24 protein-coding genes and 1 tRNA gene are annotated in these 24365 nt (G+C 65.5%); 20 read left to right on the forward strand and 5 right to left on the reverse strand.

The features are described from left to right. Positions 1–2: 2 nt before the first annotated feature. From ACG97_RS12920 to ACG97_RS12955, 8 genes are all read left to right on the forward strand, one after another. Positions 3–2165: a bifunctional (p)ppGpp synthetase/guanosine-3',5'-bis(diphosphate) 3'-pyrophosphohydrolase gene (locus tag ACG97_RS12920; protein ID WP_047967783.1), complete on the forward strand. Its 2163-nt coding sequence runs from the start codon at positions 3–5 to the stop codon at positions 2163–2165. 2 nt (positions 2166–2167) lie between these two features. Further along, entirely contained in the window at positions 2168–2371 is a 204-nt protein-coding gene (gene thiS, locus ACG97_RS12925) for a sulfur carrier protein ThiS (RefSeq protein WP_047967784.1), read from the forward strand. Between the two features lie 24 nt (positions 2372–2395). Beyond that, positions 2396–3190 (forward strand): thiazole synthase, encoded by a 795-nt coding sequence (locus tag ACG97_RS12930; protein ID WP_047967785.1) that lies wholly within the window; start codon positions 2396–2398, stop codon positions 3188–3190. Between the two features lie 129 nt (positions 3191–3319). Further along, the gene (gene rpsU, locus ACG97_RS12935) at positions 3320–3532 is read left to right on the forward strand and encodes a 30S ribosomal protein S21 (RefSeq protein ID WP_047967786.1); all 213 of its coding nucleotides are present in this window, start codon (positions 3320–3322) and stop codon (positions 3530–3532) included. Between the two features lie 105 nt (positions 3533–3637). Beyond that, positions 3638–4084, forward strand: a complete 447-nt coding sequence (locus tag ACG97_RS12940) for a GatB/YqeY domain-containing protein (RefSeq protein WP_047967787.1) — start codon at positions 3638–3640, stop codon at positions 4082–4084. 10 nt (positions 4085–4094) lie between these two features. Further along, positions 4095–5900: a DNA primase gene (gene dnaG, locus ACG97_RS12945; protein WP_047967788.1), complete on the forward strand. Its 1806-nt coding sequence runs from the start codon at positions 4095–4097 to the stop codon at positions 5898–5900. Positions 5901–5957: 57 nt separating this feature from the next. After that, on the forward strand, positions 5958–7886 hold the full coding sequence (gene rpoD / locus ACG97_RS12950; RefSeq protein WP_047967789.1) for an RNA polymerase sigma factor RpoD: 1929 nt from the start codon (positions 5958–5960) through the stop codon (positions 7884–7886). Between the two features lie 30 nt (positions 7887–7916). After that, positions 7917–7993, forward strand: a tRNA-Ile gene (locus tag ACG97_RS12955). Between the two features lie 15 nt (positions 7994–8008). On the opposite strand, the gene ACG97_RS12960 is transcribed toward ACG97_RS12955, so the two are convergent. Then, entirely contained in the window at positions 8009–8242 is a 234-nt protein-coding gene (locus ACG97_RS12960; protein ID WP_047967790.1) for a hypothetical protein, read from the reverse strand. Between the two features lie 29 nt (positions 8243–8271). Here ACG97_RS12960 and ACG97_RS12965 point away from each other — a divergent pair, with 29 nt between their 5' ends. Continuing rightward, entirely contained in the window at positions 8272–8988 is a 717-nt protein-coding gene (locus tag ACG97_RS12965) for an alpha/beta hydrolase (protein ID WP_156168044.1), read from the forward strand. 58 nt (positions 8989–9046) lie between these two features. Here ACG97_RS12965 and ACG97_RS12970 read toward each other — a convergent pair whose 3' ends face one another. Next, positions 9047–9934, reverse strand: coding sequence for a LysR substrate-binding domain-containing protein (locus ACG97_RS12970; protein WP_047967807.1), 888 nt, complete (start codon positions 9932–9934; stop codon positions 9047–9049). Positions 9935–10048: 114 nt separating this feature from the next. On the opposite strand from ACG97_RS12970, the gene ACG97_RS12975 reads away from it, so the two are divergent. From ACG97_RS12975 to ACG97_RS13000, 6 genes are all read left to right on the forward strand, one after another. After that, positions 10049–11209: a methionine aminotransferase gene (locus ACG97_RS12975; protein ID WP_047967808.1), complete on the forward strand. Its 1161-nt coding sequence runs from the start codon at positions 10049–10051 to the stop codon at positions 11207–11209. A gap of 8 nt (positions 11210–11217) precedes the next feature. Next, positions 11218–12027 carry a carbon-nitrogen hydrolase family protein gene (locus ACG97_RS12980; RefSeq protein ID WP_156168047.1) on the forward strand — a complete coding sequence of 270 codons (810 nt, stop codon included), beginning with the start codon at positions 11218–11220 and terminating at the stop codon, positions 12025–12027. A gap of 29 nt (positions 12028–12056) precedes the next feature. Then, positions 12057–12818, forward strand: coding sequence for a transporter substrate-binding domain-containing protein (locus tag ACG97_RS12985; RefSeq protein WP_047967793.1), 762 nt, complete (start codon positions 12057–12059; stop codon positions 12816–12818). A 230-nt stretch (positions 12819–13048) separates the two neighbouring features. Then, on the forward strand, positions 13049–13813 hold the full coding sequence (locus ACG97_RS12990; RefSeq protein ID WP_047967794.1) for a transporter substrate-binding domain-containing protein: 765 nt from the start codon (positions 13049–13051) through the stop codon (positions 13811–13813). A gap of 190 nt (positions 13814–14003) precedes the next feature. Continuing rightward, entirely contained in the window at positions 14004–15143 is a 1140-nt protein-coding gene (alr, locus tag ACG97_RS12995; protein ID WP_047967795.1) for an alanine racemase, read from the forward strand. Further along, complete coding sequence (locus ACG97_RS13000; RefSeq protein WP_047967796.1) at positions 15103–15966, forward strand: LysR substrate-binding domain-containing protein; 864 nt, start codon at positions 15103–15105, stop codon at positions 15964–15966. Before alr ends, ACG97_RS13000 begins: the two co-directional genes overlap by 41 nt. Positions 15967–16108: 142 nt before the next feature. Here the strand turns inward: ACG97_RS13000 and ACG97_RS13005 are convergent, their stop codons facing one another. Then, positions 16109–16891, reverse strand: coding sequence for a class III extradiol ring-cleavage dioxygenase (locus ACG97_RS13005; protein ID WP_047967797.1), 783 nt, complete (start codon positions 16889–16891; stop codon positions 16109–16111). Positions 16892–16960: 69 nt separating this feature from the next. Continuing rightward, positions 16961–17371: a DoxX family protein gene (locus tag ACG97_RS13010; RefSeq protein WP_047967809.1), complete on the reverse strand. Its 411-nt coding sequence runs from the start codon at positions 17369–17371 to the stop codon at positions 16961–16963. A gap of 119 nt (positions 17372–17490) precedes the next feature. On the opposite strand from ACG97_RS13010, the gene ACG97_RS13015 reads away from it, so the two are divergent. From ACG97_RS13015 to ACG97_RS13035, 5 genes are all read left to right on the forward strand, one after another. Next, positions 17491–18396 (forward strand): LysR family transcriptional regulator, encoded by a 906-nt coding sequence (locus ACG97_RS13015; protein ID WP_047967798.1) that lies wholly within the window; start codon positions 17491–17493, stop codon positions 18394–18396. A 118-nt stretch (positions 18397–18514) separates the two neighbouring features. After that, a complete protein-coding gene (locus tag ACG97_RS13020) occupies positions 18515–20287 on the forward strand; it encodes an ABC transporter substrate-binding protein (RefSeq protein WP_047967799.1) in 1773 nt (590 codons plus the stop codon). A gap of 26 nt (positions 20288–20313) precedes the next feature. Next, positions 20314–21252 (forward strand): ABC transporter permease, encoded by a 939-nt coding sequence (locus ACG97_RS13025; protein ID WP_047967800.1) that lies wholly within the window; start codon positions 20314–20316, stop codon positions 21250–21252. A 4-nt stretch (positions 21253–21256) separates the two neighbouring features. Beyond that, positions 21257–22342 (forward strand): ABC transporter permease, encoded by a 1086-nt coding sequence (locus ACG97_RS13030; protein WP_053068174.1) that lies wholly within the window; start codon positions 21257–21259, stop codon positions 22340–22342. A 52-nt stretch (positions 22343–22394) separates the two neighbouring features. Beyond that, the gene (locus ACG97_RS13035) at positions 22395–24107 is read left to right on the forward strand and encodes an ABC transporter ATP-binding protein (RefSeq protein WP_202902780.1); all 1713 of its coding nucleotides are present in this window, start codon (positions 22395–22397) and stop codon (positions 24105–24107) included. Here ACG97_RS13035 and ACG97_RS17700 read toward each other — a convergent pair. Beyond that, entirely contained in the window at positions 24088–24237 is a 150-nt protein-coding gene (locus tag ACG97_RS17700) for a hypothetical protein (RefSeq protein WP_156168046.1), read from the reverse strand. The two genes, ACG97_RS13035 and ACG97_RS17700, sit on opposite strands and share 20 nt — an antisense overlap. Positions 24238–24365 lie beyond the last annotated feature (128 nt).

Consider the following 24365-nt stretch of genomic DNA (forward strand, 5'->3'; position numbering starts at 1 on the left):
ACATGAGCCAGGACAGCGCCGCCGAACACATCGACTACAACGCCCTCGTTGACGCCGAGGCGGCGGCCCTGTTCGACGCGGCCAACCAGTACCTGCGCCCGGAAGACGTGCAGCTGCTGCGGCAGGCGTTCGCCACCGCGCGCGAGGCGCACGAGGGCCAGACCCGCAAGAGCGGCGAGCCCTACATCACCCACCCGCTGGCGGTGGCGGCAATGCTCACCGACTGGCGTCTCGATGCGCAGGGCTTGGCTGCAGCACTGATGCACGACGTGCTGGAAGACACCGGCGTCAGCAAGCCGACGCTGAGCGAGAAGTTCGGCCGCACCATCGCCGACCTGGTCGACGGCCTGTCCAAGCTGGAACGGCTGGAATACCAGACCAAGGAATCGGCGCAGGCGGAGAACTTCCGCAAAATGGTGCTGGCGATGGCACGCGACATCCGCGTCATCATCGTCAAGCTGGCCGACCGGCTGCACAATATGCGCACCCTCGACGCGATGCGCGAGGACAAGCGCCAGCGCATTGCGCTGGAAACGCTGGAAATCTATGCGCCGATCGCCAACCGCATCGGTCTGAACAAGGTCTATCGCGAACTGCAGGACCTGGCGTTCAAGCACCTGCACCCGCACCGCTACAGCGTGCTGTCCAAGGCGGTACGCGCCGCGCGCGGCAACCGCCGCGAAGTGGTCAACAAGATTCTGCAGGCCGTCACCCAGAAACTGGGCGAGGCCAATATCGAGGCCACCATCAAGGGCCGCGAGAAGAACCTGTACAGCATCTACAAGAAGATGCAGGAAAAGCACCTGTCGTTTTCCGAGGTGCTCGACATCTACGGCTTCCGCATCGTGGTCAAGGACAACGCCAGCTGCTACCTGACGCTGGGCGCGCTGCACAGCCTGTACAAGCCGATTCCCGGCAAGTTCAAGGACTACATCGCCATCCCCAAGGGCAACGGCTACCAGAGCCTGCACACCACCCTGTTCGGCCCTTACGGCACACCGGTGGAGATGCAGATCCGCACCCAGGAGATGAACGCGGTCGCCGAGGCCGGCGTCGCCTCGCACTGGATGTACAAGTCCGGCGACGCCAGCATCGATGCCGCCAAGCAGCGCACCCACCAGTGGCTGCAGAGCATCCTCGACATGCAGGAAGAAAGCGAAGACGCGATCGAATTCCTGGAACACATCAAGATCGACCTGTTCCCGGACGAAGTCTACGTCTTCACCCCGAAGGGCAAGATCATGGTGCTGCCGCAAGGCTCCACCCCGGTCGACTTTGCCTACGCGGTACACACCGACATCGGCCACCGCTGCATCGCCGGCCGCGTCAACTTCAACCTGGTACCGCTGCGCACCGTGCTGCGCAACGGCGACACCGTCGAGATCATCACCTCGACCCAGGCCAAGCCCAACCCGTCGTGGCTCAACTTTGTGCAGAGCGGCCGCGCCCGTTCCGGCATCCGCAACTACCTGAAAACGCTGCAGCAGAAGGATGCGGTGCAGCTGGGCGAAAAGCTGCTGCGCCAGGCGGCCAGCGCGCTGTCGCCGACGCCGCTGGACATCTCGCCGAAGCTGGAAGACAGCCTGCTGCACGCGCTGGGCGAACGCCAGCGCAGCTTCAACGACCTGCTGGCCGACATCGGCACCGGCAAACAGCTGGCGATCGTGATCGCGCGCAAGCTGTTCGAGCTGTCCGGCGAACAGCTGGGGCAGACCCCGGACGTCGGCCCGGTCACCATCCGCGGCAACGAGGGCGGCGCGGTGCAACTGTCCAGCTGCTGCAACCCGATCCCCGGCGACGCCATCATCGGCGCGATCAGCAAGGGCCAGGGACTGCTGGTACACCGCAAGGGCTGCGGCAATGCAGCGCGCATCGACCCGGAAAAGCTGCTGGAAGTGAACTGGGAGCCGCAGAAGGATCGCATGTTCGGCGTCAACATCAGCGTGCTGGCGCACAACCAGCGCGGTGCGCTGGCCGAAATCGCCGCCGCCATCTCGCAGGCCTCGGCCAACATCGAAACGGTCGACACCCAGGAAAACCACGGTGGCGACGGCTTCATCCACATCCACTTCCGCCTGCAGGTCGACAACCTGATCCATCTGGAAAACGTGCTGACCGCGATCCAGCAGGTCAATGTCGTGCAGCAGGCCGAACGACGCCAATAACCATGACCACGCTCATCATCAATGGCGAGACGCGCCAGTTTGACGAGATCGGCACGCTGGACGCGCTGATCGACACCCTCGCCCTGCGCGGCAAGCGCATCGCCATCGAACACAATGGCGAAATCGTGCCGCGCAGCCAGCATGCGCACACCCGGCTGAGCGATGGCGACACGCTGGAAGTCGTCGTTGCCGTTGGCGGCGGCTAACCTACCCCCAAGGAGAAAGATACCGTGCAGGACGCTCTGACCATTGCAGGAAAATCCTATCAATCGCGACTGCTGGTAGGCACCGGCAAATACCGGGATTTCCAGCAGACCGCCGACGCTCTGGATGCCTCCGGCTGCGAAATCGTCACCGTCGCCATCCGCCGCGTCAACCTGGGACAGACTGCCGGCGAACCGAACCTGCTGGACTTTCTGCCGAAAAACCGGTATACACTGCTGCCCAACACGGCGGGCTGCTACTCGGCAGACGATGCCGTGCGCACGCTGCGCCTGGCGCGCGAACTGCTGGACGACCACCGTCTGGTGAAGCTGGAAGTGCTGGGCGACCCGAACAATCTGTATCCCAATATGCGCGAAACCCTGAAAGCCGCGGAAACGCTGGTGAAGGAAGGTTTCGATGTCATGGTGTACACCTCGGATGATCCGATTGCCGCACGCGAGCTGGAACAGATCGGCTGCTGCGCCATCATGCCGCTGGCCAGCCTGATCGGCTCCGGCATGGGCATCCTCAATCCGTGGAACCTGCAACTGATCATCGAACAGGCCAATGTGCCCGTTCTGGTCGATGCCGGCGTCGGCACCGCATCCGATGCCGCCATCGGTATGGAATTAGGCTGTGACGGTGTGTTGATGAACACCGCCATCGCCGCAGCACAAGACCCCGTGCGTATGGCACGGGCAATGAAACTTGCTGTCGAAGCAGGCCGCGAAGCCCATCTGGCGGGCCGCATGCCTCGACGCTTTTATTCGGCGACTCCGTCTTCGCCACTCGAGGGGGTGATTTCTTCCCGCAAGGGATGATGCATTCAGGCACACAAATACCCTTTGCCCTGCATCAGGCTTTTACAAAAGCTACGACGTTGTTTACAATACTCATTTTCCTCGGGGCGGTTTTACGCCTCAAGCCAAGATTTTAAGGACCTTCGCTAAATGCCGAATATTCGCGTTAAAGAGAACGAGCCGTTCGAAGTTGCCATGCGTCGCTTCAAGCGCGCGATCGAAAAAACCGGTCTGCTGACCGAACTGCGTGCTCGTGAGTTCTACGAAAAGCCAACTGCAGAACGCAAGCGCAAGAAAGCGGCTGCCGTTAAGCGCCACTACAAGCGCATCCGCAGCCAGATGCTGCCACCGAAGCTGTACTAAGCTTCCCGGTTGTACGCATGAAGACCGCAGGCCTGTCCTGCGGTTTTGCCATTTATACGTTGGCCGCATGCGGCCAACGTTTCCCCCTCAAGTACGGACACGATCATGAGCCTGAAAGCACGCATCCAAGACGACATGAAATCGGCGATGAAAGCCCGCGAAACCGAACGCCTGGCCGCCATCCGCCTGCTGATGGCCGCGATCAAGCAAAAGGAAGTCGACGAGCGTATCGAGCTGGACGACGCCGCCATCACCGCTGTGGTCGACAAGATGCTGAAACAGCGCCGTGACTCGATCAGCCAGTACGAAGCCGCCCAGCGCCAGGACCTGGCCGACAAGGAAAAGGCGGAAATGGCGGTGCTGATGGCCTACCTGCCGCAGCAGCTGAGCGAGGCCGAGATCGACACCATGATCGAAGGCGCCATCCTCAGCAGCGGTGCCGCCGGCATGCAGGACATGGGCAAGGTGATGGCGCTGCTGAAGCCGCACATGGCCGGCCGTGCCGACATGGCCGCCGTCTCCGCCCGCATCAAGGCAAAGCTGGCAGGCTGATCCCCGCCGGATGATCCCGCAGGATTTCATAGACCAGTTGCTGTCCCGCGTCGACATCGTCGACGTGGTGGATCGTTACGTCCCGCTGAAAAAGGCAGGCCAGAACTACATGGCCTGCTGCCCGTTCCACAAGGAAAAATCGCCGTCCTTCACCGTCAGCCCCAGCAAGCAGTTCTACCACTGCTTCGGCTGCGGCGCGCACGGCTCCGCCATCGGCTTCGTGATGGAGTACCAGGGGCTGCCATTTGTCGACGCGGTGAAGATGCTGGCCGAAGGCATCGGCCTGCCGGTGCCGGAAGAACGTGCGGCCAACCCCGAGGCCAGCCGCGCGGCGCGCGAAAAGAAGCTGTCGCTGGAAGACACGCTGGAACAGGCCGCCCGCTACTACAAGCAGCAGCTGAAACAGGCGCCGGTCGCCATCGACTACCTGAAGGGCCGCGGCCTGACCGGCGAAGTCGCCGCCCGCTTTGCCTTGGGCTACGCCCCGGACAACCGGCAGAACCTGGCCAGCGTGTTTCCCGAATACCTGAGCCCGGTGCTGGCCGAGTGCGGGCTGGTCATCGATGCCGAAGACGGCGGCCGCCGCTATGACCGCTTCCGCGAACGGGTGATGTTCCCGATCCGCAACCAGCGCGGCGGCATCATCGGTTTCGGCGGCCGCATCCTGTCGAAAGACAAGGCGCCCAATGCGCCGAAGTACCTGAACTCGCCGGAAACGCCGCTGTTCGAAAAGGGACGCGAGCTGTATGGCCTGTACGAGGCGCGCCAGGCCATCCGCGACGCGAATGCCGTGCTGGTGGTGGAAGGCTATATGGACGTAGTGGCGCTGGCACAGTACGGCGTGGCGTACGCGGTGGCCACCCTCGGCACCGCCACCACCGGCGAGCACGTGCGCAAGCTGCTGCGCCACGCCGACCACGTCTACTTCTGCTTTGACGGCGACAAGGCCGGGCAAAAGGCGGCGTGGCGGGCGCTGGAAAACAGCCTGCCGCAGCTGGTCGACGGCAAGGCGCTGCACTTCCTGTTCCTGCCGCAAGAGCACGACCCCGACAGCTACATCCGCGAGTTCGGCCGCGAGGCCTTCGAGGCCGCGCTGAAAGAACAAAGCGTGCCGCTGTCGGCGTATTTCACCCAGGAGCTGACCTCCCGCGTCGACATGAGTACCCCGGAAGGGCGTGCCGACCTGGTCCGTCAGGCCAAGCCCCTGTTGGAACAGATTGCCGCCCCCACCTTGGGCTATATCATTAAAAAAAGGCTGGCCGAACTGGCCGGCATGGATGTCGACGAATTTGACATGCTCACCGGACACAGCCGTCCGGAGCGCAAGGGGCGACGCGATTACCAGCTACCTGAACAGTCGAACCGCCCCGGCAGCAGCTCGATGGTGCGCAAGCAGATCAAGTGGCTATTGATGAACCCCGCGTGGGCGCACGATGTCCTAGTAAGTGACAATCGGCCCTACGAAAACGAGATGGCCACCCTGGTGGCCATCGTGGAAGCAATACAGGCCAGTGACAGCGAACTGACGACAGCACGACTGGCAGAATTTTTCCGGCACAGCCCACACGAGCTCACGATCGACTCCGTCCTGTTGGACACCATGCGCGAACCGGAAGAATTCTCCAACCCGGATCAGAACGACCGCGAAAACTTCCGGCTGGGCTTTATCCGCCTGACCGACCGTTACGATGACGACCTGATTTCCGGCCTGTCGGCCAAAGGCTACGAACACCTGAGCAGCGAGGAGTTACAACTGCTGCGTACCCTGCTTGCAAGGAAGCTGGCGCCCTCCGGCGCGGCCCCCCGCAACGGGTGATACCGGGTTGTGATATAATCAATTGTTTTTTTCGGCTTTTTTTGAGCAGGAAACCAAATGGCGGCTTCTCCCGACATCAAGAAACAGAATAACGAACCGGCAACCGAGCCAATGAGCATCGAAGAACAGCGCAAGCGGCTTCGTATGCTCATTGCCTTGGGCAAAGAGCGTGGCTATCTCACCTACGCCGAGATCAACGACCACCTGCCCGAGGACGTCTCCGACACCGAGCAGATCGAGAACATCGTCACCATGATTGGCGGCCTGGGCATCCAGGTCTATGACGAGGCACCGGACGCAGAAACCCTGCTGATGTCCGACTCGACGCCGGCGGTGGCCGATGAAGACGCGGTGGAAGAAGCGGAAGCCGCGCTGTCGTCCGTGGATGCCGAATTCGGCCGCACCACCGACCCGGTACGCATGTACATGCGCGAAATGGGTTCGGTCGAGCTGCTGACGCGCGAGGGCGAGATCGTCATCGCCAAGCGTATCGAAGAAGGCCTGAAGAACATGATTCAGGCCATCTCGGCATGCCCGGGCTCCGTGGCGCAGGTACTCGGCCTGATCGCCAAGGTTGAAGCCGGCGAGATGCGCATCGACGAGATCATCGAAGGCATCATCGACCCGAACGCCGAAGAAGCTACCGAAGAAGTCCCGTTCGCCGAGCCGGCCTCCGACGAGGAACTGGACGAGGATGAAGAGGAAGAAAGCGAAGAGGACGAAGAAGCCAACCAGGCACGCATCAACGAAGCCAATCTGGAAGAGTTGAAGCAGCAGGCACTGGCCCACTTCGCCGAAGTCCGCACCCTCTACGACCAGCTGCTGAAAACGCTGGCCAAGCACGGCTTTGGCAGCAAACAGTACAACGAGGTGCAGGACGCGATTTCCGCGCAGTTCATGCTGGTGCGCTTCTCCACCCGCCAGATCGAGAGCCTGTGCGAGAGCCTGCGCAGCAGCGTCAACGACATCCGCAAGCTGGAACGCGAAATCCTCGACATCTGTGTCAGCCGTGTGCGCATGGACCGCAAGCACTTCGTCAGCCAGTTCCCGGGCAACGAGTGCAACCTGGACTGGGTCGAGCGCGAAATCGCGGCCGGCAAGCCCTGGTCCGACGTGCTGTCGCGCTTCAAGTACGCGATCATCGAGAAGCAGAGCAAGATTGCCGAGCTGCAAACGCTGTCGATGCTGACCATCAACGAGCTGAAGGAAATCAATCGCCAGATGTCGTCCGGCGAGACCAAAGCTCGCCTCGCCAAGCGCGAAATGATCGAGGCCAACCTGCGTCTGGTGATCTCCATCGCCAAGAAGTACACCAACCGCGGCCTGCAGTTCCTCGACCTGATCCAGGAAGGCAACATCGGCCTGATGAAGGCGGTGGACAAGTTCGAATACCGTCGCGGCTACAAGTTCTCGACCTACGCCACCTGGTGGATCCGTCAGGCGATTACCCGCTCCATCGCCGACCAGGCACGTACCATCCGCATTCCGGTACACATGATCGAAACCATCAACAAGATGAATCGTATCAGCCGTCAGATCCTGCAGGAAACCGGTCGCGAACCCGACCCGGCCGAACTGGCAGAGAAGATGGAAATGCCGGAAGACAAGATCCGCAAGATCATGAAGATTTCCAAAGAGCCGATCTCGATGGAAACCCCGATTGGTGACGATGACGACTCCCATCTGGGCGACTTCATCGAGGATTCGGTGACCGTGGCACCGGCGGAAGCGGCGATGTACTCCAGCCTGCGCGATGCGACCAAGGAAGTGCTGGACTCGCTGACCCCGCGTGAAGCCAAGGTCCTGCGCATGCGTTTCGGTATCGACATGAATACCGACCACACGCTGGAAGAAGTCGGCAAGCAGTTTGACGTGACGCGCGAGCGGATTCGCCAGATCGAAGCCAAGGCGCTGCGCAAGCTGCGCCACCCGACCCGTTCCGAGCGCCTGCGCAGCTTCCTCGACAACGAGCCGGGCAACCAGTAAGCCAATATCCTGCTATAATGGCCGCCGTTTGGGCCTTTAGCTCAGTTGGTTAGAGCAGAGGACTCATAATCCTTTGGTCGCGGGTTCGAGCCCCGCAGGGCCCACCAAAAGAAATCAAGGACTTACAGATCACTCTGTAAGTCCTTTTTCTTTGTTGCCCGCCACCGCACCGCGCCGGTCAGCACCAGCCGGCGGTGCCGCCCGGACAGCACCAGCCACGCGATGAACACGCCCCCTCCCCCGCGGCAGCCACTCGGCCGCAGTTCGATTCTTTCCTGTATGGCAATAATCCGTTTCGTCCATCGCTGTTTATCCTTGGCCAGTCCGGCCGCAGAATCGGAGTCATCCGCCAGCAATGGCGCCGCCGTTCAGCCGAGGAAAGCCAATGCACAGCCAGCCACCCCACCAGCCCCTTTCTTCGCAGCAGCCATCGGCACTACGCCAGGATGCCGCCTCCGGTCTGCACTACCGCATGCTGTCGGCCGACACGGCCACCGCGCCGCAACTGTTGCTGCTGCTATTGCATGGCGTGGGTGGCAACGAGGGACAGCTGGCCGCGCTCGGGCAACAGCTGGATGCCCGGGTTCGGGTGGTGCTGGTGCAGGCGCCGCTGGCTTTCGGTCCCGGCCAGTTCGGCTGGTTCCAGGTCAGCTTTGGCGCGCAAGGGCCGACGATCAACCCGGCGCAGGCGGAAGCCAGCCGCCAGCAGCTGCAGCGGCTGGTGGCCAGCCTGCAGGCGGAATGCAGGCTGGGCGCCGCGCAGACGGTCATCGCCGGCTTCAGCCAGGGCGGCATCATGAGCGCCGGGCTGGCGCTGACCTCATCGCAACTGGTCGGCGGCTTCGGCCTGCTGTCCGGCCGCATCCTGCCGGAAATCGCGCCGCTGCTGGCGGCGCCGCAGGACCTGGCGACGCTGGCCGGCTTCATCTCGCACGGCGAGTTCGACGACAAGCTGCCGCTGGCGTGGGCAGAAAAAGCCGAACGCTGGCTGAACGAGCTGGGCGTGCCACATCAATTGCAGCTGTACCCGGCCGGCCACCAGCTGACCGCGGCGATGGTGCAGGATTTCTGCCACTGGCTAGCCGCGCGCTGGCTGCACTGAGCCGTCTGCCGGCCGCCAGCAGGCGCCATGCTGCCATCGCGGCGTTAGCGGGGAGGATTCAGGCCACGGGCGCGACGCGTTGCCGGAACCACTGCTGCAGCCGCAGCGCCGCGGCCGCCGGCGCCTGTTCCGGCAGCAGCAGTACATAGCCGTAGCCACTGTCCAGACAGCTGGCGAACGGCGCGATCGCCTGCCCGTTTTTCAGCTCATCCGCCAGCAGGGTGACGTCGCCGAGGGTGACGCCGAAGCCCTGCAATGCCGCATTCATCGCCTGGTCGAGGGTGTCGAACACGGTGCCGGCCATCAGCGCCGGCTGCCGCTCGCCGTTGGCCTGCAGCCATTGCCGCCAGTCGCGGCGGTCGGCGGACGGGTGCAGCAGCGGATAGGCGGCCAGCGCCGCCGGGCTGTCCAGCTTGCGGCCAACCTGTGCCAGCAGCGACGGCGCCAGCACCGGCGTCAGCCGTTCGGCGAACAGCACCACGCCGCGCTCGCCGGCGCTGACCAGCGGCCGGTAGACGATGGCCAGATCGTAGTTTTCGCGGGCAAAGTCAATGTCGTGGGCGTGCACGCCGCTGAGCTGTACGCTGATCTCCGGCGCCTCGTCGGCAAAGGCACGCAACTGCTGCAATAACCAGCGCGCAATGCAACTGGGCGCCTTCAGCCGCAACGGTGCGCTGGCCGCCGCCGCCTCCGCCACCCCCTTGTCGAGCAGGCCCAGCGCCTGCTGCACGTAGCCGAGCAAGCACTCGCCCTGCACCGACAGTTTCAGGCTGCGCGCGTAGCGGTGGAACAGCGGGTAACCGAGGTGCGCCTCCAGCTGCGCCATCTGCTTGCTGACCGCGCCCTGGGTCAGGCACAGCTCGTCGGCGGCGCGGGTGAAGCTCTGGTGACGGGCGGCGGCCTCGAACAGCGACAAGGCGTACAGCGGCAGATTGCGGCGCGACATCGCGGCCTCCATGACTGAAAAATTCTCAGCCATAACATGCCGATAAATCGTTTGTCGCACAAGGGGCAGTGGCGTTCAATGGACGCCAGATACCACAACCGGCCCCCACAGATCATGCACAACTCCGTCACCGTACCCTCCAAACTGCCGCACGTCGGCACCACCATCTTCACCGTGATCGGCCAGCTGGCCGCCAAACACCAGGCCATCAACCTGTCGCAGGGCGCGCCCAACTTCCCGTGCAGCGCCGAGCTGGTGCGCTATGCGCACGAGGCGATGCAGGCCGGCCACAACCAGTACGCACCGATGAGCGGGCTGCCGCTGCTGCGCGAGGCGATCGCCGCCAAGGTGGAGACGCTGTACGGCCAGCGCTACGACGTCGACGACGAGGTGACGGTGATGGCCAGCGCCAGCGAGGCGCTGTTCTCCAGCATCGCCGCGCTGGTGCATCCCGGCGACGAGGTGATCGTGTTCGAACCGGCGTTCGACAGCTACATCCCGATGATCGAGCTGCAGGGCGCCACCCCGGTGGTGATCAAGCTGACGGCACCCGAGTTCGCCATCCCGTGGGACGAGGTCGCCGCCCGCATCACGCCGCGCACGCGCATGATCCTGCTCAACACCCCGCACAACCCGACCGGCACCGTACTCTCCGCCGCCGACATCGCCCGGCTGGAGGCGCTCACCGAGGGTAGCAACATCATCATCCTGTCCGACGAGGTGTACGAGCACGTGGTGTTTGACGGCGCGCTGCACCACAGCATGAGCCGCCACCCCAGCTTGGCCGCACGTTCGGTGGTGGTGACCTCGTTTGGCAAGACCTTCCACGTCACCGGCTGGCGCGTCGGCTACTGCCTGGCGCCCAGGGTGCTGATGGACGAGATCCGCAAGGTGCACCAGTTCGCGATGTTCGCCGCCGACACCCCGATGCAGTACGCGCTGGCGCGGCTGATGGCGGAGCCGGCGCACTACCTCGGCCTGTCCGATTTTTATCAGCACAAGCGCGACCTGCTGAGCCGGGCGCTGGCGGATTCGCCGCTCAAGCTGATCCCGAGCCAGGGCAGCTTCTTCATGCTGGCCAGCTTCGGCCACCTGACGGACGACAGCGACAGCGACTTCGTGCAGCGCCTGATCGTCGAGCACGGCGTGGCCACCATCCCGGTGTCGGCGTTCTACCGCGACGGCACCGACCAGCAGGTGATCCGCCTGTCGTTCGCCAAGGACGACGTCACCCTGCTCGCCGGCGCCGAGCGCCTGTGCCGGATCGGAGGCTGAGCATGGCGATGCAGACACTGACCGCCGCCGCCATCCAGATGGTGTCCGGCGACGACCTTGCGGCCAACCTTGCGCGGGCCGAGGCGCTGCTGGCCGAGGCCGCGGCACAGGGCGCGCAGTTCGTCGCGCTGCCGGAGTACTTCTACCTGATGCCGGCCGACGAGCGCGCGCGGCTGAGCATTGCCGAGCCGTTCGGCGCCGGTCCGCTGCAGCAAAGGTTGGCCGCCGCCGCCGCCCACCACGGCGTCTGGCTGCTGGCCGGCACCCTGCCGCTGGCGGGCACGCAGCCGGGGCGCTTCTGCAACAGCAGCCTGCTGTTTGGTCCGCAGGGGCAGTGCGCGGCGCGCTACGACAAGACCCATTTGTTCGGTTTTGACGACGGCCGCGAACGCTACGCCGAGGCCGACACCATGCAGGCCGGCGACAGCGTCGTCAGCGCCGCCACGCCGTGGGGGCCGACGCGACTGTCGGTGTGTTACGACCTGCGCTTCCCCGAGCTGTACCGCCAGGCGCCGGCCCCGGTGCTGATCACCGCGCCGGCGGCGTTCACCCACACCACCGGCCTCGCGCACTGGGAACTGCTGCTGCGCGCCCGCGCGGTGGAAAACCTCGCCTTCGTGGTGGCGCCCGGCCAGGGCGGCGTCCACCCCGGCGGCAAACGCACCTTCGGCCACAGCATGATCGTCGACCCGTGGGGGCAGGTACTGGCCTGCCACGCCGAGGGCGAGGGCATCGCGCTGGCGACACTCGATTTCACCGGGCAACAGACCTGGCGCAGCCGCCTGCCGGCGCTGCAACACCGTCGTTTCATTGGATAAGCACCATCAAAGCGTCTCAAGGAGAAAACATGAAACTCAAGCACCTGATCCTGACTGCCAGCCTGCTGGCCCCGTTCGCCAGCCACGCCGCCGAGCCGCTGCGCATCGCCACCGACGCCACCTACCCGCCGTTCGAGTATGTCGACGCCAGCGGCAAGGTCGCCGGCTTCGAGGTCGACTTCGCCTACGCGCTGTGCAAGGCGATGGCCACGCCGTGCGAGGTGGTCAACCAGCCGTGGGACGGCCTGATTCCCGGCCTGCAGGCGAAGAAGTACGACGCGATCATGTCGTCGATGAACATCACCGACAAGCGCCGCCAGGTGGTGGACTTCAGCAAGGTGTACTACCTGATGCAGAACCGCTTTGTCGCACGCAAGGGTACGCAGCTGACCGCCGATCTCAAGGACAAGGTGATCGCGGTGCAGACCGGCACGCCACAGGACAGCTACGTGACCCAGTACTTCAAGGCCGCCAGCGTGAAACGCTATGTCAACGCGCAGGACCCGATGCTGGAGCTGACTTCCGGCCGCGCCGACTTCACCTTCGGCAACACCGTGCAGCTGCAGAAGGGCTTCCTCGATACCGCGGCGGGCAAGGCGTTTGCCTTTACCGGCCCGGTATTCGACGGCCGCAAGGACAAGATCCTCGGCGAAGGCGTGGCGGTGGCGCTGCGCAAGCAGGACGGCGAGCTGAAACAGCGCCTCAACAAGGCCATCGACCAGGTGAAGGCCAGCGGCGAATACGCGGCGCTGCTGAAGAAGCACCAGCTGGACGGCCTGCTGGAAGACTAAGCCGCCCCGCCTACCCCCCGACAACACCGGCCGCGCGCCGGTGTTTTGCCGTCTGCGGCCAACGTTGGCCGCAAGCTGCAGCTACCGCGCTCAAACGCAGTGCAGCATGAATTTCTCTCATGCACCGATCGCCATAAATCATTTGTTCCGCAGCCGCCAGATCATTAGCCTGACTTCAACGGCACCGGCACCGCCGCCAACACCAAACCAAGAAACAATCGGAGATCACCATGAACTGCAACAAAGTCCTCGCGCTGTCCCTGTTGTGCTCCCTGCCGCTGCTGGCCAATGCCCAGACCGTGCGCATCGTTACCGACGTCAGCTACCCGCCGTTCTCCAAGGTCAACCCGGACGGCAGCATCGTCGGCTTCGATCCGGACATCGCCCGTGCCATCTGCACCGAGGCCAAGCTGCAGTGCGAAGTCAGCACCATGGACTTCGACGGCATCATCCCGGCGGTGCAGGCCAAGAAATACGATCTGGCCATCGCCTCGATGAACATCACCCCGGAGCGCGCCAAGGCGGTCGACTTCAGCGACATGTACTTCAACATCCCCGGCCGCCTGATCGCCAAGTCCGGCACCAAAATCGACGACAAGTGGTTCAAGGGCAAGACCATCGGCGTGCTGCGTACCTCGGTACAGCGCGAGGAAGCCACCGCCAAGTGGGTACCGAAGGGCGTCAAGCTGAAGCTGTACGGCAAGGTCACCGACAGCTTTCTTGACCTCAGCAACCAGCGCCTGGACGCGGTCTACCTCGACGCCAACGTCGGCGACGAGGACTTCCTGAAGAAACCGATGGGCAAGGGCTATTCCTTTGTCGGCCCGGTATACAACGATCCGAAGTACTACATGGGCTCCGGCATCGCGGTGCAGAAGGGCAACAAGGAGCTGCTGGCCAAGGTGAACACCGCGCTGAAGAAGATCATCGACAACGGCACCTACAAGCAGGTGCAGAACAAGTACTTCAGCTACGACATCTACCCGTTCAAGTAAGAGCGTGTTCACGATCTGGCGCGCTCACGCGAGACAAGGCGAAAACGGCGGAGGAAGCGGCATTTATCCAGACATAAACCGCATGCCGAAGCCGTACTCACCGCGTAGCGTTTCACGAAGCGCAGCAGATCGTGATGATTTTTACTGAACCGACCGCCGGGGCGCCCTGCCCCGGCACGAAAGACCCGCCATGACCCGCACCGCCTACGCCGAAATCAACCTCCCCGCCCTGCGCCACAACTACGCCATCGCCAGGCAGCAGCTGCCCGGCACCCGGGTGTGGGCGGTGGTGAAATCCAACGGCTACGGCCACGGCCTGCTGCGCGTGGCACAGGCGCTGCCCGATGCCGACGGCTTCGCGCTGATCAACCTCGACGACGCCATCGCGCTGCGCCACGCCGGCATCCACGCACCCATCCTGCTGCTGGAAGGCGCCATCGAGGCGCGCGAGCTGGACGAGGCGCACGCCTGGCAGCTGGACGTGGTGCTGCGCTCCGAGCACCAGCTGCAGTGGCTGCGTGCCTGCGGCCTGCCGCTGCGGGTGTGGGTCAAGGTCAATACCGGCATGAACCGCTTCGGCTTCGTGCCGGAGCGCGCGATCGAGGTAGTGCAGCAATTGCAGCAGGACGGCATCTGCGAGGTAGCAGGGCTGATGACGCACTTCGCCTGCGCCGACGATCTGGCGATCCGGCTGGATGCGCCGTGGCAGCGCTTCATGCAGGTGGTCACCACCACCGGGCTGCCGTTTACCGCGGCCAACAGTGCCGCCACCCTGCGCGCGCCGCTGACCCACGGCGCCGCGGTGCGCCTGGGCGGTCTGCTGTACAACAACAACCCGTTCTACCCCGACACCAGCCTGTGGCCGGCGGGCATCCTGCCGGCAATGCGCTTTGCCGCGCGCATCGTGCACATCGGCGAGCTGGCCGCCGGCGACAGCATCGGCTACGGCGCCGCGTTTACCGCAGAGAAGCCGATGCGCATCGGCATCGTCGGTGCCGGCTACGGCGACGGCTACCCGCGCGCGGCACCCAGCGGCACCCCGGTGCTGGTCAACGGCCAGCGCGTGCCGCTGGTCGGCCGCGTGGCGATGAACGTGCTGGCGATCGACCTGTCCGCGCAGCCGCAGGTGGGCATCGGCGACGAGGTCACGCTGTGGGGCGACCCGGCGCTGAGCTGCGACGAGATCGCCTGGCGCTGCGGCACCATCAGCGAAGAATTGCAGTGCGCATTGACGAGCCGGCTGCCGATACGGCAGATTGTGGCGGATAGCCACCCGCGCCCGCTGCCCGATGACCAAACTGCCCCCGCTCAATGCCTTGCGTATCTTTGAGGCGGTTGCCCGCCTGCAAAGCTTCACCAAAGCCGCCGACACGCTGTACCTGACGCAAAGTGCGGTCAGCCACCAGGTGCGCAACCTGGAAGAACACTTCGGTTTTCCGCTGCTGGTGCGCAGCCAGCGCGGCATCACGCTGACGCCGGAGGGCGCCACGCTGCAGCACGGCCTGCACGAGGCGATCCAGAAGATCAGCGAAACCTGCGAACAACTCAACCAGCGCCAGCACAGCATCCGCATCAAGTCTCCGCCGTCGATCGCGGTGCGCTGGCTGGTGCCGCAGCTGCAGCATTTCAAGGAACAGTTTCCCGATCTCGACATCAGCGTCAGCACGGTGTGGGAAGAGAAGCCCGCCTTCGACTGGGGGCTGTTCGACATGGCGATCCAGTACGGCGACGGCAACTGGCCGGGGGTCAGCGTGCAGCTGCTGCACCAGGAAGTCTTGACCCCGGTGGCGGCGCCGTCGCTGCTGGGCGGCGCGCTGACACTGGCCGAGGACGCGCTGGCGCAGTATCCGCTGATCCACACCAGCCGCGACCGTCACGACTGGCAGCTGTGGCTGGCGGCACCGTGGCCGAAGGGGCAGAAGGAATTGCTGTTCGACGCCGACGTGATGGGCATCGAGGCGGCGCGGCACGGGCTGGGCATCGCTCTGGTCGATCCGCTGATCGTGCAGGACGCGCTGCGCGACGGCAGCCTGGTCACTCCCTGCCCGCGCAGCGTGCACAGCGGCAAGGGCTACTACCTGGTGCTGCCGCCGCACGACCGCCACCTGCGCCGCGTGCAGCCACTGGTGCAGTGGCTGCAGCAGGCGATCTGACTCGGCGCTGTTCTGCCGTGCTTTGTTGATACCTGTTAAATACCATCCAGGAATGCGTGTTCAGCACGGCTCAACGCCGCTTCCCCCGGCCGTTTTCGCGGGGCTCGCACTAACCCGCGAGACCGCGCAGACGCGCTAAAACTCAGGCCGCCGCACCGTCAAACGCCCAGGCGTCCATCGCCAGCGCACCCAGCTCGATGCCGCGGTGCAGGCTGCGGCCAACCTTGCCCTTGGCCGCGCCAAGGGCAAAGAACAACGGCAGCAGGTGTTCGTCGCTGGGGTGGTTCTGCTTGGCAAACGGCACCCGCGCCTCCCAGTCCAGCAAGGCCTCGATATCGTTGTCCAGCAGGCGCTGCGCCATCCAGTCGGCAAACGCCTTCGCCCACGGCTGCTCCGGCCCGCCGGCGCGCGACAGCTCGTACAGATTGTGCGTCATGCTGCCGGAGCCGATGATCAGCACCCCCTGCTCGGCCAGTTGCGCCAGCGCCAGCCCCAGCTGGTAGTGCGCGCGCGCGTCCTGTCGCGGCAGGGTACTGATGGTGATCACCGGGATGTCGGCCTGCGGATACATCGCCAGCAGCGGCACCCACGCGCCGTGATCCAGCCCCTCGGCGCCGTCGTGACAGGCATCGATGCCCGCCGCCGCCAGCAGCGCCATCGCCTCGGCCAGCACCTTGTCGTCGCCCGCCGCCGGATACTGCAATTTGTACAACTCGCGCGGGAAGCCGCCGAAGTCGTGCACCGTGCCCCAGCGCGGGCTGCTGCCGAGCAGCGGCTGCAGCGCGAGGTAGTGCGCCGACATCATCAGGATGGCGCGTGGCCGCGGCAGGCTGTCGGCGTGAGCACGCCATACCGCCGGTGCCGGCGAGCCGTTGATCAGCACATCCGGACCGCCATGGGACAGAAACAAGGGAGCGAAGAACATGGTGCGTTACCTGTAGCAAGGGCGGCGCCACACTGGCACCGCCATCGGGATCATTTATTAGATGCTGAATCAGCCTTTTTTGTAGCCGACCGGCTTCAGCGCCGCGGCACCGTCACCGAGCAGCACCTGCACCACGGCCGCCACCACCAGGAAGGCCGGATATTCCCAGCCACCGCCCTGGTTGCTGAACACCCAGCCGTTGCCGCCATGGCCGAGCACGCCGGCGCCGATCAGCAGTGGAATCAGGGCCAGCGCCACCGGACGGGTGGCTACCCCCAGCAGCAACAGCACGCCGCCACCCAGCTCGGCGGCGATGGTGAGGTAGGCGAAGATCGCCGGCAGCCCCAGCGAGGCGAAGTAGCCGACGGTGCCAGCCGGGGTGAACACGAACAGTTTCAGCGCGCCGTGCGCAACAAACATCAGGCCCAGTGCCAGACGCAGGATCAGGGCGGCGTAAGGAGCGGTACGTTGGTCGATCATGATGGATTCCTTCGGGTGGGTGATGCCACGCGCTGTGGCGATGTCTGCATTAAACACCTTGCCAGTAAGCGAATAAACGGCTATTCATGCAATGAATTGATAACCAAAAAGAAACAATCATGGACAAGCTGGTGGCCTTACGGGTGTTTCACAGCATTCACGACAGCGGCAGCTTCGTCGCCGCGGCGGCGCGGCTGGAGATGTCCACCGCCATGGTCAGCAAGTACCTCGGCGCGCTGGAACAGGAGCTGGGCACCCGCCTGATCCAGCGCACCACGCGGCGGCTGGCGTTCACCGAGGCCGGGCTGGACTACGCACGACGCACCGCGCTGGTGCTGGCGCAGCTGGAAGAAGCCGACGCCGCCGCGATGCAGCAGAGCGTGGAGGCGCGCGGCACGCTGCGGCTGGCGGCACCTCTGTCGTTTGGCATGCGCTACCTCGGCGAGTGGCTGGCCGAGCTGCGCTGCCGCCATCCACTGCTGCAGGTGGAGCTGGAGCTATCCGACCGCCAGGTCGATCTGGTGGAGGACGGCTTCGACCTCGCGCTGCGCATCAGCACCCAGCCCTTGGGCGGCGGCCTGATCGCGCGGCCGCTGGGGCGCATCGACATGCTGCCGTGCGCGGCACCGTCCTACCTTGCGGCCAACCCTGCGCCGCAGACGCCGGCCGACCTCGCCCGCCACAGCTGCCTGCGCTACCAGCAAGGCAACCAGCCGCAGGTGTGGCGCTTCTGGCACGGCGACGAGGAAATCGCGGTGGCGGTGGACGGCCCGCTGCAGAGCAACAACGGCGACGTGCTGGTCAGCGCCGCGGTGGCGGGCATGGGCATCCTGCTGCAGCCGCGCTTCCTGCTGGAAGACGCGCTGCAGCGCGGCCAGCTGCAGCCGCTGCTCGCCGACTACCGCACCCGCAGCGCCGAGGTGTACGTGGTGTACCCGGCGCGGCGCTACCTGCCGATGAAGGTGCGGGTGCTGATCGAGCTGCTGCAGGACATGCTGGCGCGACTGGCGCCGGCCGCGCGCTGACACGCTGCGCCGGCGCGCCGTTTGCTTTACCCTTGGCCGCAACCGCACCGCCCGACGGCAGCGCGCGCGCAAAAGCCGGCATTTGTTGCCAGAATAGAAAGAAACCCGAGGAGCCGACATGAAACCACACGCCCTGCTGGCCACCCTGGCCGCCCTGGTGCTGCTGCCGGCGCAGGCCGCCGACATGAACAAGGTGCTGCGCGTGGCGCTGAACGCGCCGGAAACCGGCTTTGATCCGGCCAAGGTCTCCGACCTGTACTCCAGTACCGTCACCGAGAACATCTTCGATCCGCTGGTCACCTACGACTACCTGGCGCGGCCGGCGAAGCTGATTCCCAATACCGTCAGCGCGCTGCCCACCATCTCCGCCGACGGCAAGGTGTACACCTTCCGCCTCAAGCCCGGCATCCATTTCGCCACCGATCCGGCCTTCAAGGGCAGGAAGCGCGAGCTGACCGCCGCCGACTACGCCTACAGCATCAAGCGCCACCTCGACCCCAGCATCCACTCGCCGTGGAGCTTCCTGGTCGACGGCCGCTTTGTCGGCGGCAACGAACTGGTGAAGGCCGCCGGCAAGGGCGCGCTGAATTACGACGCGCCGCTGGAAGGCATCAAGGTGCTCGACCGCTACACGCTGCAGCTGACGCTGACCGCCACCAATTTCAATTACCTGCCGATCCTGGCTATGCCGGCATTCGGCGCGGTGGCACGCGAGGTGATCGAGGCCAACCGCGACAACACCAACGCCCACCCGGTCGGCACCGGCCCCTACCTGCTGAAGGAGTGGAAACCGGGCAGCAGGATCGTGCTGGAGGCCAACCCGGGCTTTCGCAAGGTGGTGTTCAATGCCACGCCGGGTAACGACCCGGTAGACAAGGCGGTGGTGCAGGCGCTGCAGGGCAAGACCCTGCCGCAGGTTGGCCGCATCGAGATCTCCGTCATCGAGGAAGAACAGCCGTTGTGGCTGTCCTTCCTCAACCGCCAGCTGGATGTCAGCGGCATCCCGCAGGCCGCACTGCAAAGCGCGCTGGTGATCGACCCGAAAAACCCGCTCAAGGTGCGACTGGCCGAGCAGTACGCGCGGCAGGGCATCCAGCTGCAGCGCCAGCTGCTGCCGGAGGTCACCTTCCACTTCTTCAACATGCAGGACCCGGTGGTCGGCGGCGACAGCAAGGACAGGATCGCGCTGCGCCGCGCCATCGCGATGTCGTTCCCGGTCAGCGAGGCCATCGCCAGCATCCGCCGCGGCCAGGCGGTGCCGATGAACTACATCGTGCCGCCCGGGGTAGCCGGCCACAACCCGGCCTTCCGTGGCGCACCGAAGTACGACCCGGCGGCGGCCAACGCGCTGCTGGACCGCTTCGGCTATCGCGTGGGTAGCGACGGCTACCGCACCCGCCCGGACGGCAAGCCGCTGGCGATCGAGCTGGCCTGCGGCACCAGCGCGCTGGACAAGCAGTGGAACGAATACTGGCAGAAGACCTTCGACACGCTGAAGATCCGCCTCGGCTTCCGGCAGGGCAAGTGGAACGAGCTGTCCAAAGCCAACCACCAAGGCAAACTGCAGATGTGGGGCATGGCCTGGGGCGCCGACTACCCGGACGGCGAGAACTTCATGCAGCTGCTGTACGGCAGGAATGCCGGCGACTCCAACGCCGCCGACTTCAAGAATGCCGACTACGACCGCCTGTTCGAAGCGTCGCTGAAGCTGCCGCACGGCGCAGAGCGCAACCAGCTGTACGACGCGATGAACAAGATCGTGGTGGCGCAGCAGCCGTGGATCTTCGGCGACATCCGCATGCGCAGCACGCTGGCGCACTCGTACGTGAAGGGACTGAAGCTGCACCCGCTGCTGAACACCAGCTGGCGCTACCTGGACCTGCAGAAATGAACGGCCGCGCGGCCGGAGGATAAATCATGCTGGCTTATATCGTCCGCCGCGTGTGGCAGATGGTGCCGACGCTGTTCGGCGTGATGCTGCTGCTGTTCGTGCTGTTCAACTGGGTGGGCGGCGATCCGTCCTACATCCTCGCCGGCAAGAACCTCAGCGCGGAGGCGCTGGCCGGCATCCGCCAGCAGCTGGGACTGGACCTGCCGCTGCCGCAGCAGTTCCTGATCTTCGTGCGGCAGGTGCTGACGCTGGACTTCGGCACCTCGTGGTCGACGCAGCAGCCGGTGTCGGCGCTGCTGCACAGCCGCATCGGGCCGTCGCTGCTGCTCACCGGCAGCATCCTGCTGCTGGGCACCGCGCTGGCGATCGGCATCGCCGCGCTGGTCGCCTACCTGCGCGGCAGCGTCACCGACCGGCTGGTGACGCTGATCGCCACCTGCGCGATGTCGGTCAGCGCGCTGGTCTACATCATCGCCGGCCAGTACTGGCTGGCGTTCAAGGGCGGCTGGTTCCCGATCATGGGCTGGAGCGACAGCACGCTCGACAACCTGCTGCACTACCTGCCGCTGCCGCTGCTGCTGGGGGTGATCGTCGGCCTGGCGCCGGACATCCGCTTCTACCGCAGCTGCTTCGTCGAGGAACTGGGTCACGACTACGTGCGCACCGCGCGCGCCAAGGGCCTGTCCGAGCCGGTGATCATGCTCAAGCACGTGCTGCGCAACGCGATGATCCCGGTGGTGACCTCGCTGATGATGTCGCTGCCCTACCTGATGATGGGTGCCATGCTGCTGGAGACCTTCTTCGGCATCCCCGGCATGGGCAAGGAAGTGGTGATGGCGGTGGAGCGCAGCGATTTTCCGGTGATCAAGGCGATCACCATCTACATCGCGCTGGCCACCATGCTGTTCAACCTGCTGACCGACATCGTTTACAAGCTGATCGACCCGCGCGTGCAGCTACACTGACACCATGCCCCACTCCTCTACTCCGCCGCCTGCGGCCCAGCACCACCACAACAGCCTGACGCGCATCGGCTGGCGCCGCCTGCGCCGCGACCGCATCGGCTTTAGCGCGCTGTGCATCGTCGGCGCCTACCTGCTGCTGGCGCTGGCCGCCTGGAGCGGCCTCGTCGCCAGCCACTGGCAGGACGAGGTCGCCCATCCCTACGCGCCGCCGACGCTGTTCGCCGGCGCCGCGCCGCACCATGTCGAGCTCAACGCCGCCGACATCGACGCCGCCGACCGCCGCGCCACCAGCGCCGCCGCGCTGGACAGCAGCGGCGCCACCGGCCTGTCCGCCAGCGAGGACCCGCTGGCGGCCGATCTCGCCGCCGCCCAGCAGCAGTCCGCGCAGTACCGCAGCACCGAGCAGGCCCGGGCCGACAGCCTGCCGCTGGGCGCCGACCAGCGTGGCCGCGACGTACTGCAAAAGCTGCTGCAGGGCAGCGCCACCTCGCTGCAGGTCGGCATCGCCGGCGCGCTGCTGGCACTGACCATCGGCACCGTGCTCGGCGCGCTGTCCGGCTACTTCGGCGGCCTGCTCGATGACCTGCTGATGTGGGGCTACAGCGTGTTCACCTCGGTGCCGGACATGCTGCTGCTGCTGGCGTTTGCCGCGGTCAGCGGTCGCGGCATCGGCACCGTGGTGCTGGTGATGGCATTCACCAGCTGGACAGGCACCTTCCGCCTGATGCGCGCCGAATTCATCAAGCACAAGGGCCGCGAGTACGTGCGCGCTGCCGACGCCATCGGCGCCGGCCACGGCCGCCGCATGTTCCACCACATCCTGCCCAACGTCAGCCACCTGCTGCTGGTGCAGTTTTCCATGCTCACCGTGGCGCTGATCAAGTACGAAGCGATCCTGTCCTTCCTCGGCTTCGGCGTCGGCGTCACCCAGGTCAGCTGGGGCGCGATGCTGGCCGAGGCGCCAGCCGAGCTGCTGCAGGGCTACTGGTGGCAGATGCTCGCCGTCACCCTGTGCATGTCGCTGCTGGTCACCGCGTTCTCGCTGCTCAGCGACAGCCTGCGCGACGCGCTCGATCCAAAAGTGAAATAGCCCCGACAGTGGAACAGGCACCCAACGTGAACCAGGCCCCGAAGGTGACATCGTGAACCCCACCCCGCCCCTGCTCAGCGTGCGCAAGCTGCGCGTCAGCTTCCGCGACGAACACGGCCACGGCGCCGAAGCGGTGAAAGGCATCAGCTTCGACATCCCCGCCGGCAAGACCGTGGCGCTGGTCGGCGAATCCGGCTCCGGCAAGTCGGTGACCGCGATGGCGATCACCCGGCTGCTGCCGGAGCACGGCTGCCACATCGACCCCGACAGCGAGATCCTGTTCGGCGGCCGCAACCTGCTCACCGCCAGCCGCCGCGAGCTGCGCCGCCTGCGCGGCGGCGACATCGCCATGGTGTTCCAGGAGCCGATGAGCTCGCTCAACCCGGTGTACAGCATCGGCGAGCAGATCATCGAGACGCTGATGCTGCACACCAGGGTTGGCCGCAAGGCGGCGTACCAGCGCGCGGTGGCGCTGCTGAAGGAAGTCGGCCTGCCGACGCCGGACCGCAAGATGAGCAGCTACCCGCACCAGCTGTCCGGCGGCCAGCAGCAGCGGGTGATGATCGCGATGGCCATCGCCTGCGAGCCGAAGCTGCTGATCGCCGATGAGCCGACCACCGCGCTGGACGTCACCATCCAGCAGCAGATCCTGCAGCTCTTGGCCGGGCTGCAGAAAAAGCACGGCATGGCGGTGCTGTTCATCAGCCACGATCTGGAGCTGGTCGGCCAGTTCGCCGACGAGGTGGTGGTGATGCACCACGGCAGCATCCACGAACACGCGCCGGTGCAGCAGATCTTCGAGGCGCCGCAGGACGCCTACACCAAGGCGCTGCTACGCTGCCGCCCGCACCTGGCACAGCGCCCGGCGCGGCTGCCGGTGATCAAGGACTTCCTCGGCGACAGCTGCTACTTCGAGCCGCCGCAACGCCAGCGCGGCTACCAGGCGGACGACCGGGTGATCCTCGAGGTGCAGGGCCTCTGCGTCGACTACCACAGCCGCCACGGCTGGTTTGGCGGTCGCCATAGCCAGCGCGCGGTGGACGAGGTGTCGTTCACGCTGATGCGCGGCCGCACGCTGGGCATCGTCGGCGAATCCGGCTGCGGCAAGAGCACGCTGGGGCTGGCGCTGATGCGGCTGCAACAGGCCAGCGCCGGGCGGGTGCTGTTCGAGGGCGAGGACATGCTGGCGCTGACGCCGCGCCAGCTGCGCGACTACAAGCGCCGCATCCAGATCGTGTTCCAGAACCCGTACGCCTCGCTCAACCCGCGCTTCTCCGTGGCACAGATCCTGACCGAGCCGATGCTGCTGCACGGCATCGGCTGCGATGCGGCGGAGCGGCTGCAGCTGGCCGGCGACTGGCTGGAACACGTCGGGCTGCCGCGCAAGGCACTGGCCAAGTATCCGCACGAGTTTTCCGGCGGCCAGCGCCAGCGCATCGCCATCGCCCGCTGCCTGACCATGCACCCGGAAATCCTGATCTGCGACGAGTCGGTGTCGGCGCTGGACGTGTCGGTGCAGGCGCAGGTGCTCAACCTGCTGCAGTCGCTACAGGACGAGCTGGGCCTGTCCTACCTGTTCATCTCGCACGATCTGGCGGTGGTGAAGCACCTGTCCGACCAGGTGCTGGTGATGCAGCACGGCCGCTGCGTGGAGCTGGCCGACGCCGACACCCTGTACGCCGCGCCGCAGCACCCGTACACCCGCCAGCTGCTGGACGCCATTCCGCAAGGTTGGCCGCACTGCATCAAGCCGCGGGTGGCGTGAGCAGACGCTGCAACACCCACGCCGCGGCGGCGCCCAGCGGCCGCGGCCGCGCCCACACCGCGTCGATACGCTGCCGCCGCGGCCAGCCGGCCACCGGCAAGGCGTGCAGCCCGGCGCCGTAGCGCGCCACCAGCCAGTCCGGCAGCTCCGCCCAGCCGAAGCCGTGCCAGCGCCATTTCCGATCAGCAACTAGGTAACTGGGCGCCGACCAGCACAGGTCCGCCGTTNTCCGCTACCGGGCTGTCCTGATAGGTCTTC

Source organism: Vogesella sp. EB, from assembly GCF_001037925.1.
GTDB classification, from domain to species: Bacteria; Pseudomonadota; Gammaproteobacteria; order Burkholderiales; family Chromobacteriaceae; genus Vogesella; species Vogesella indigofera.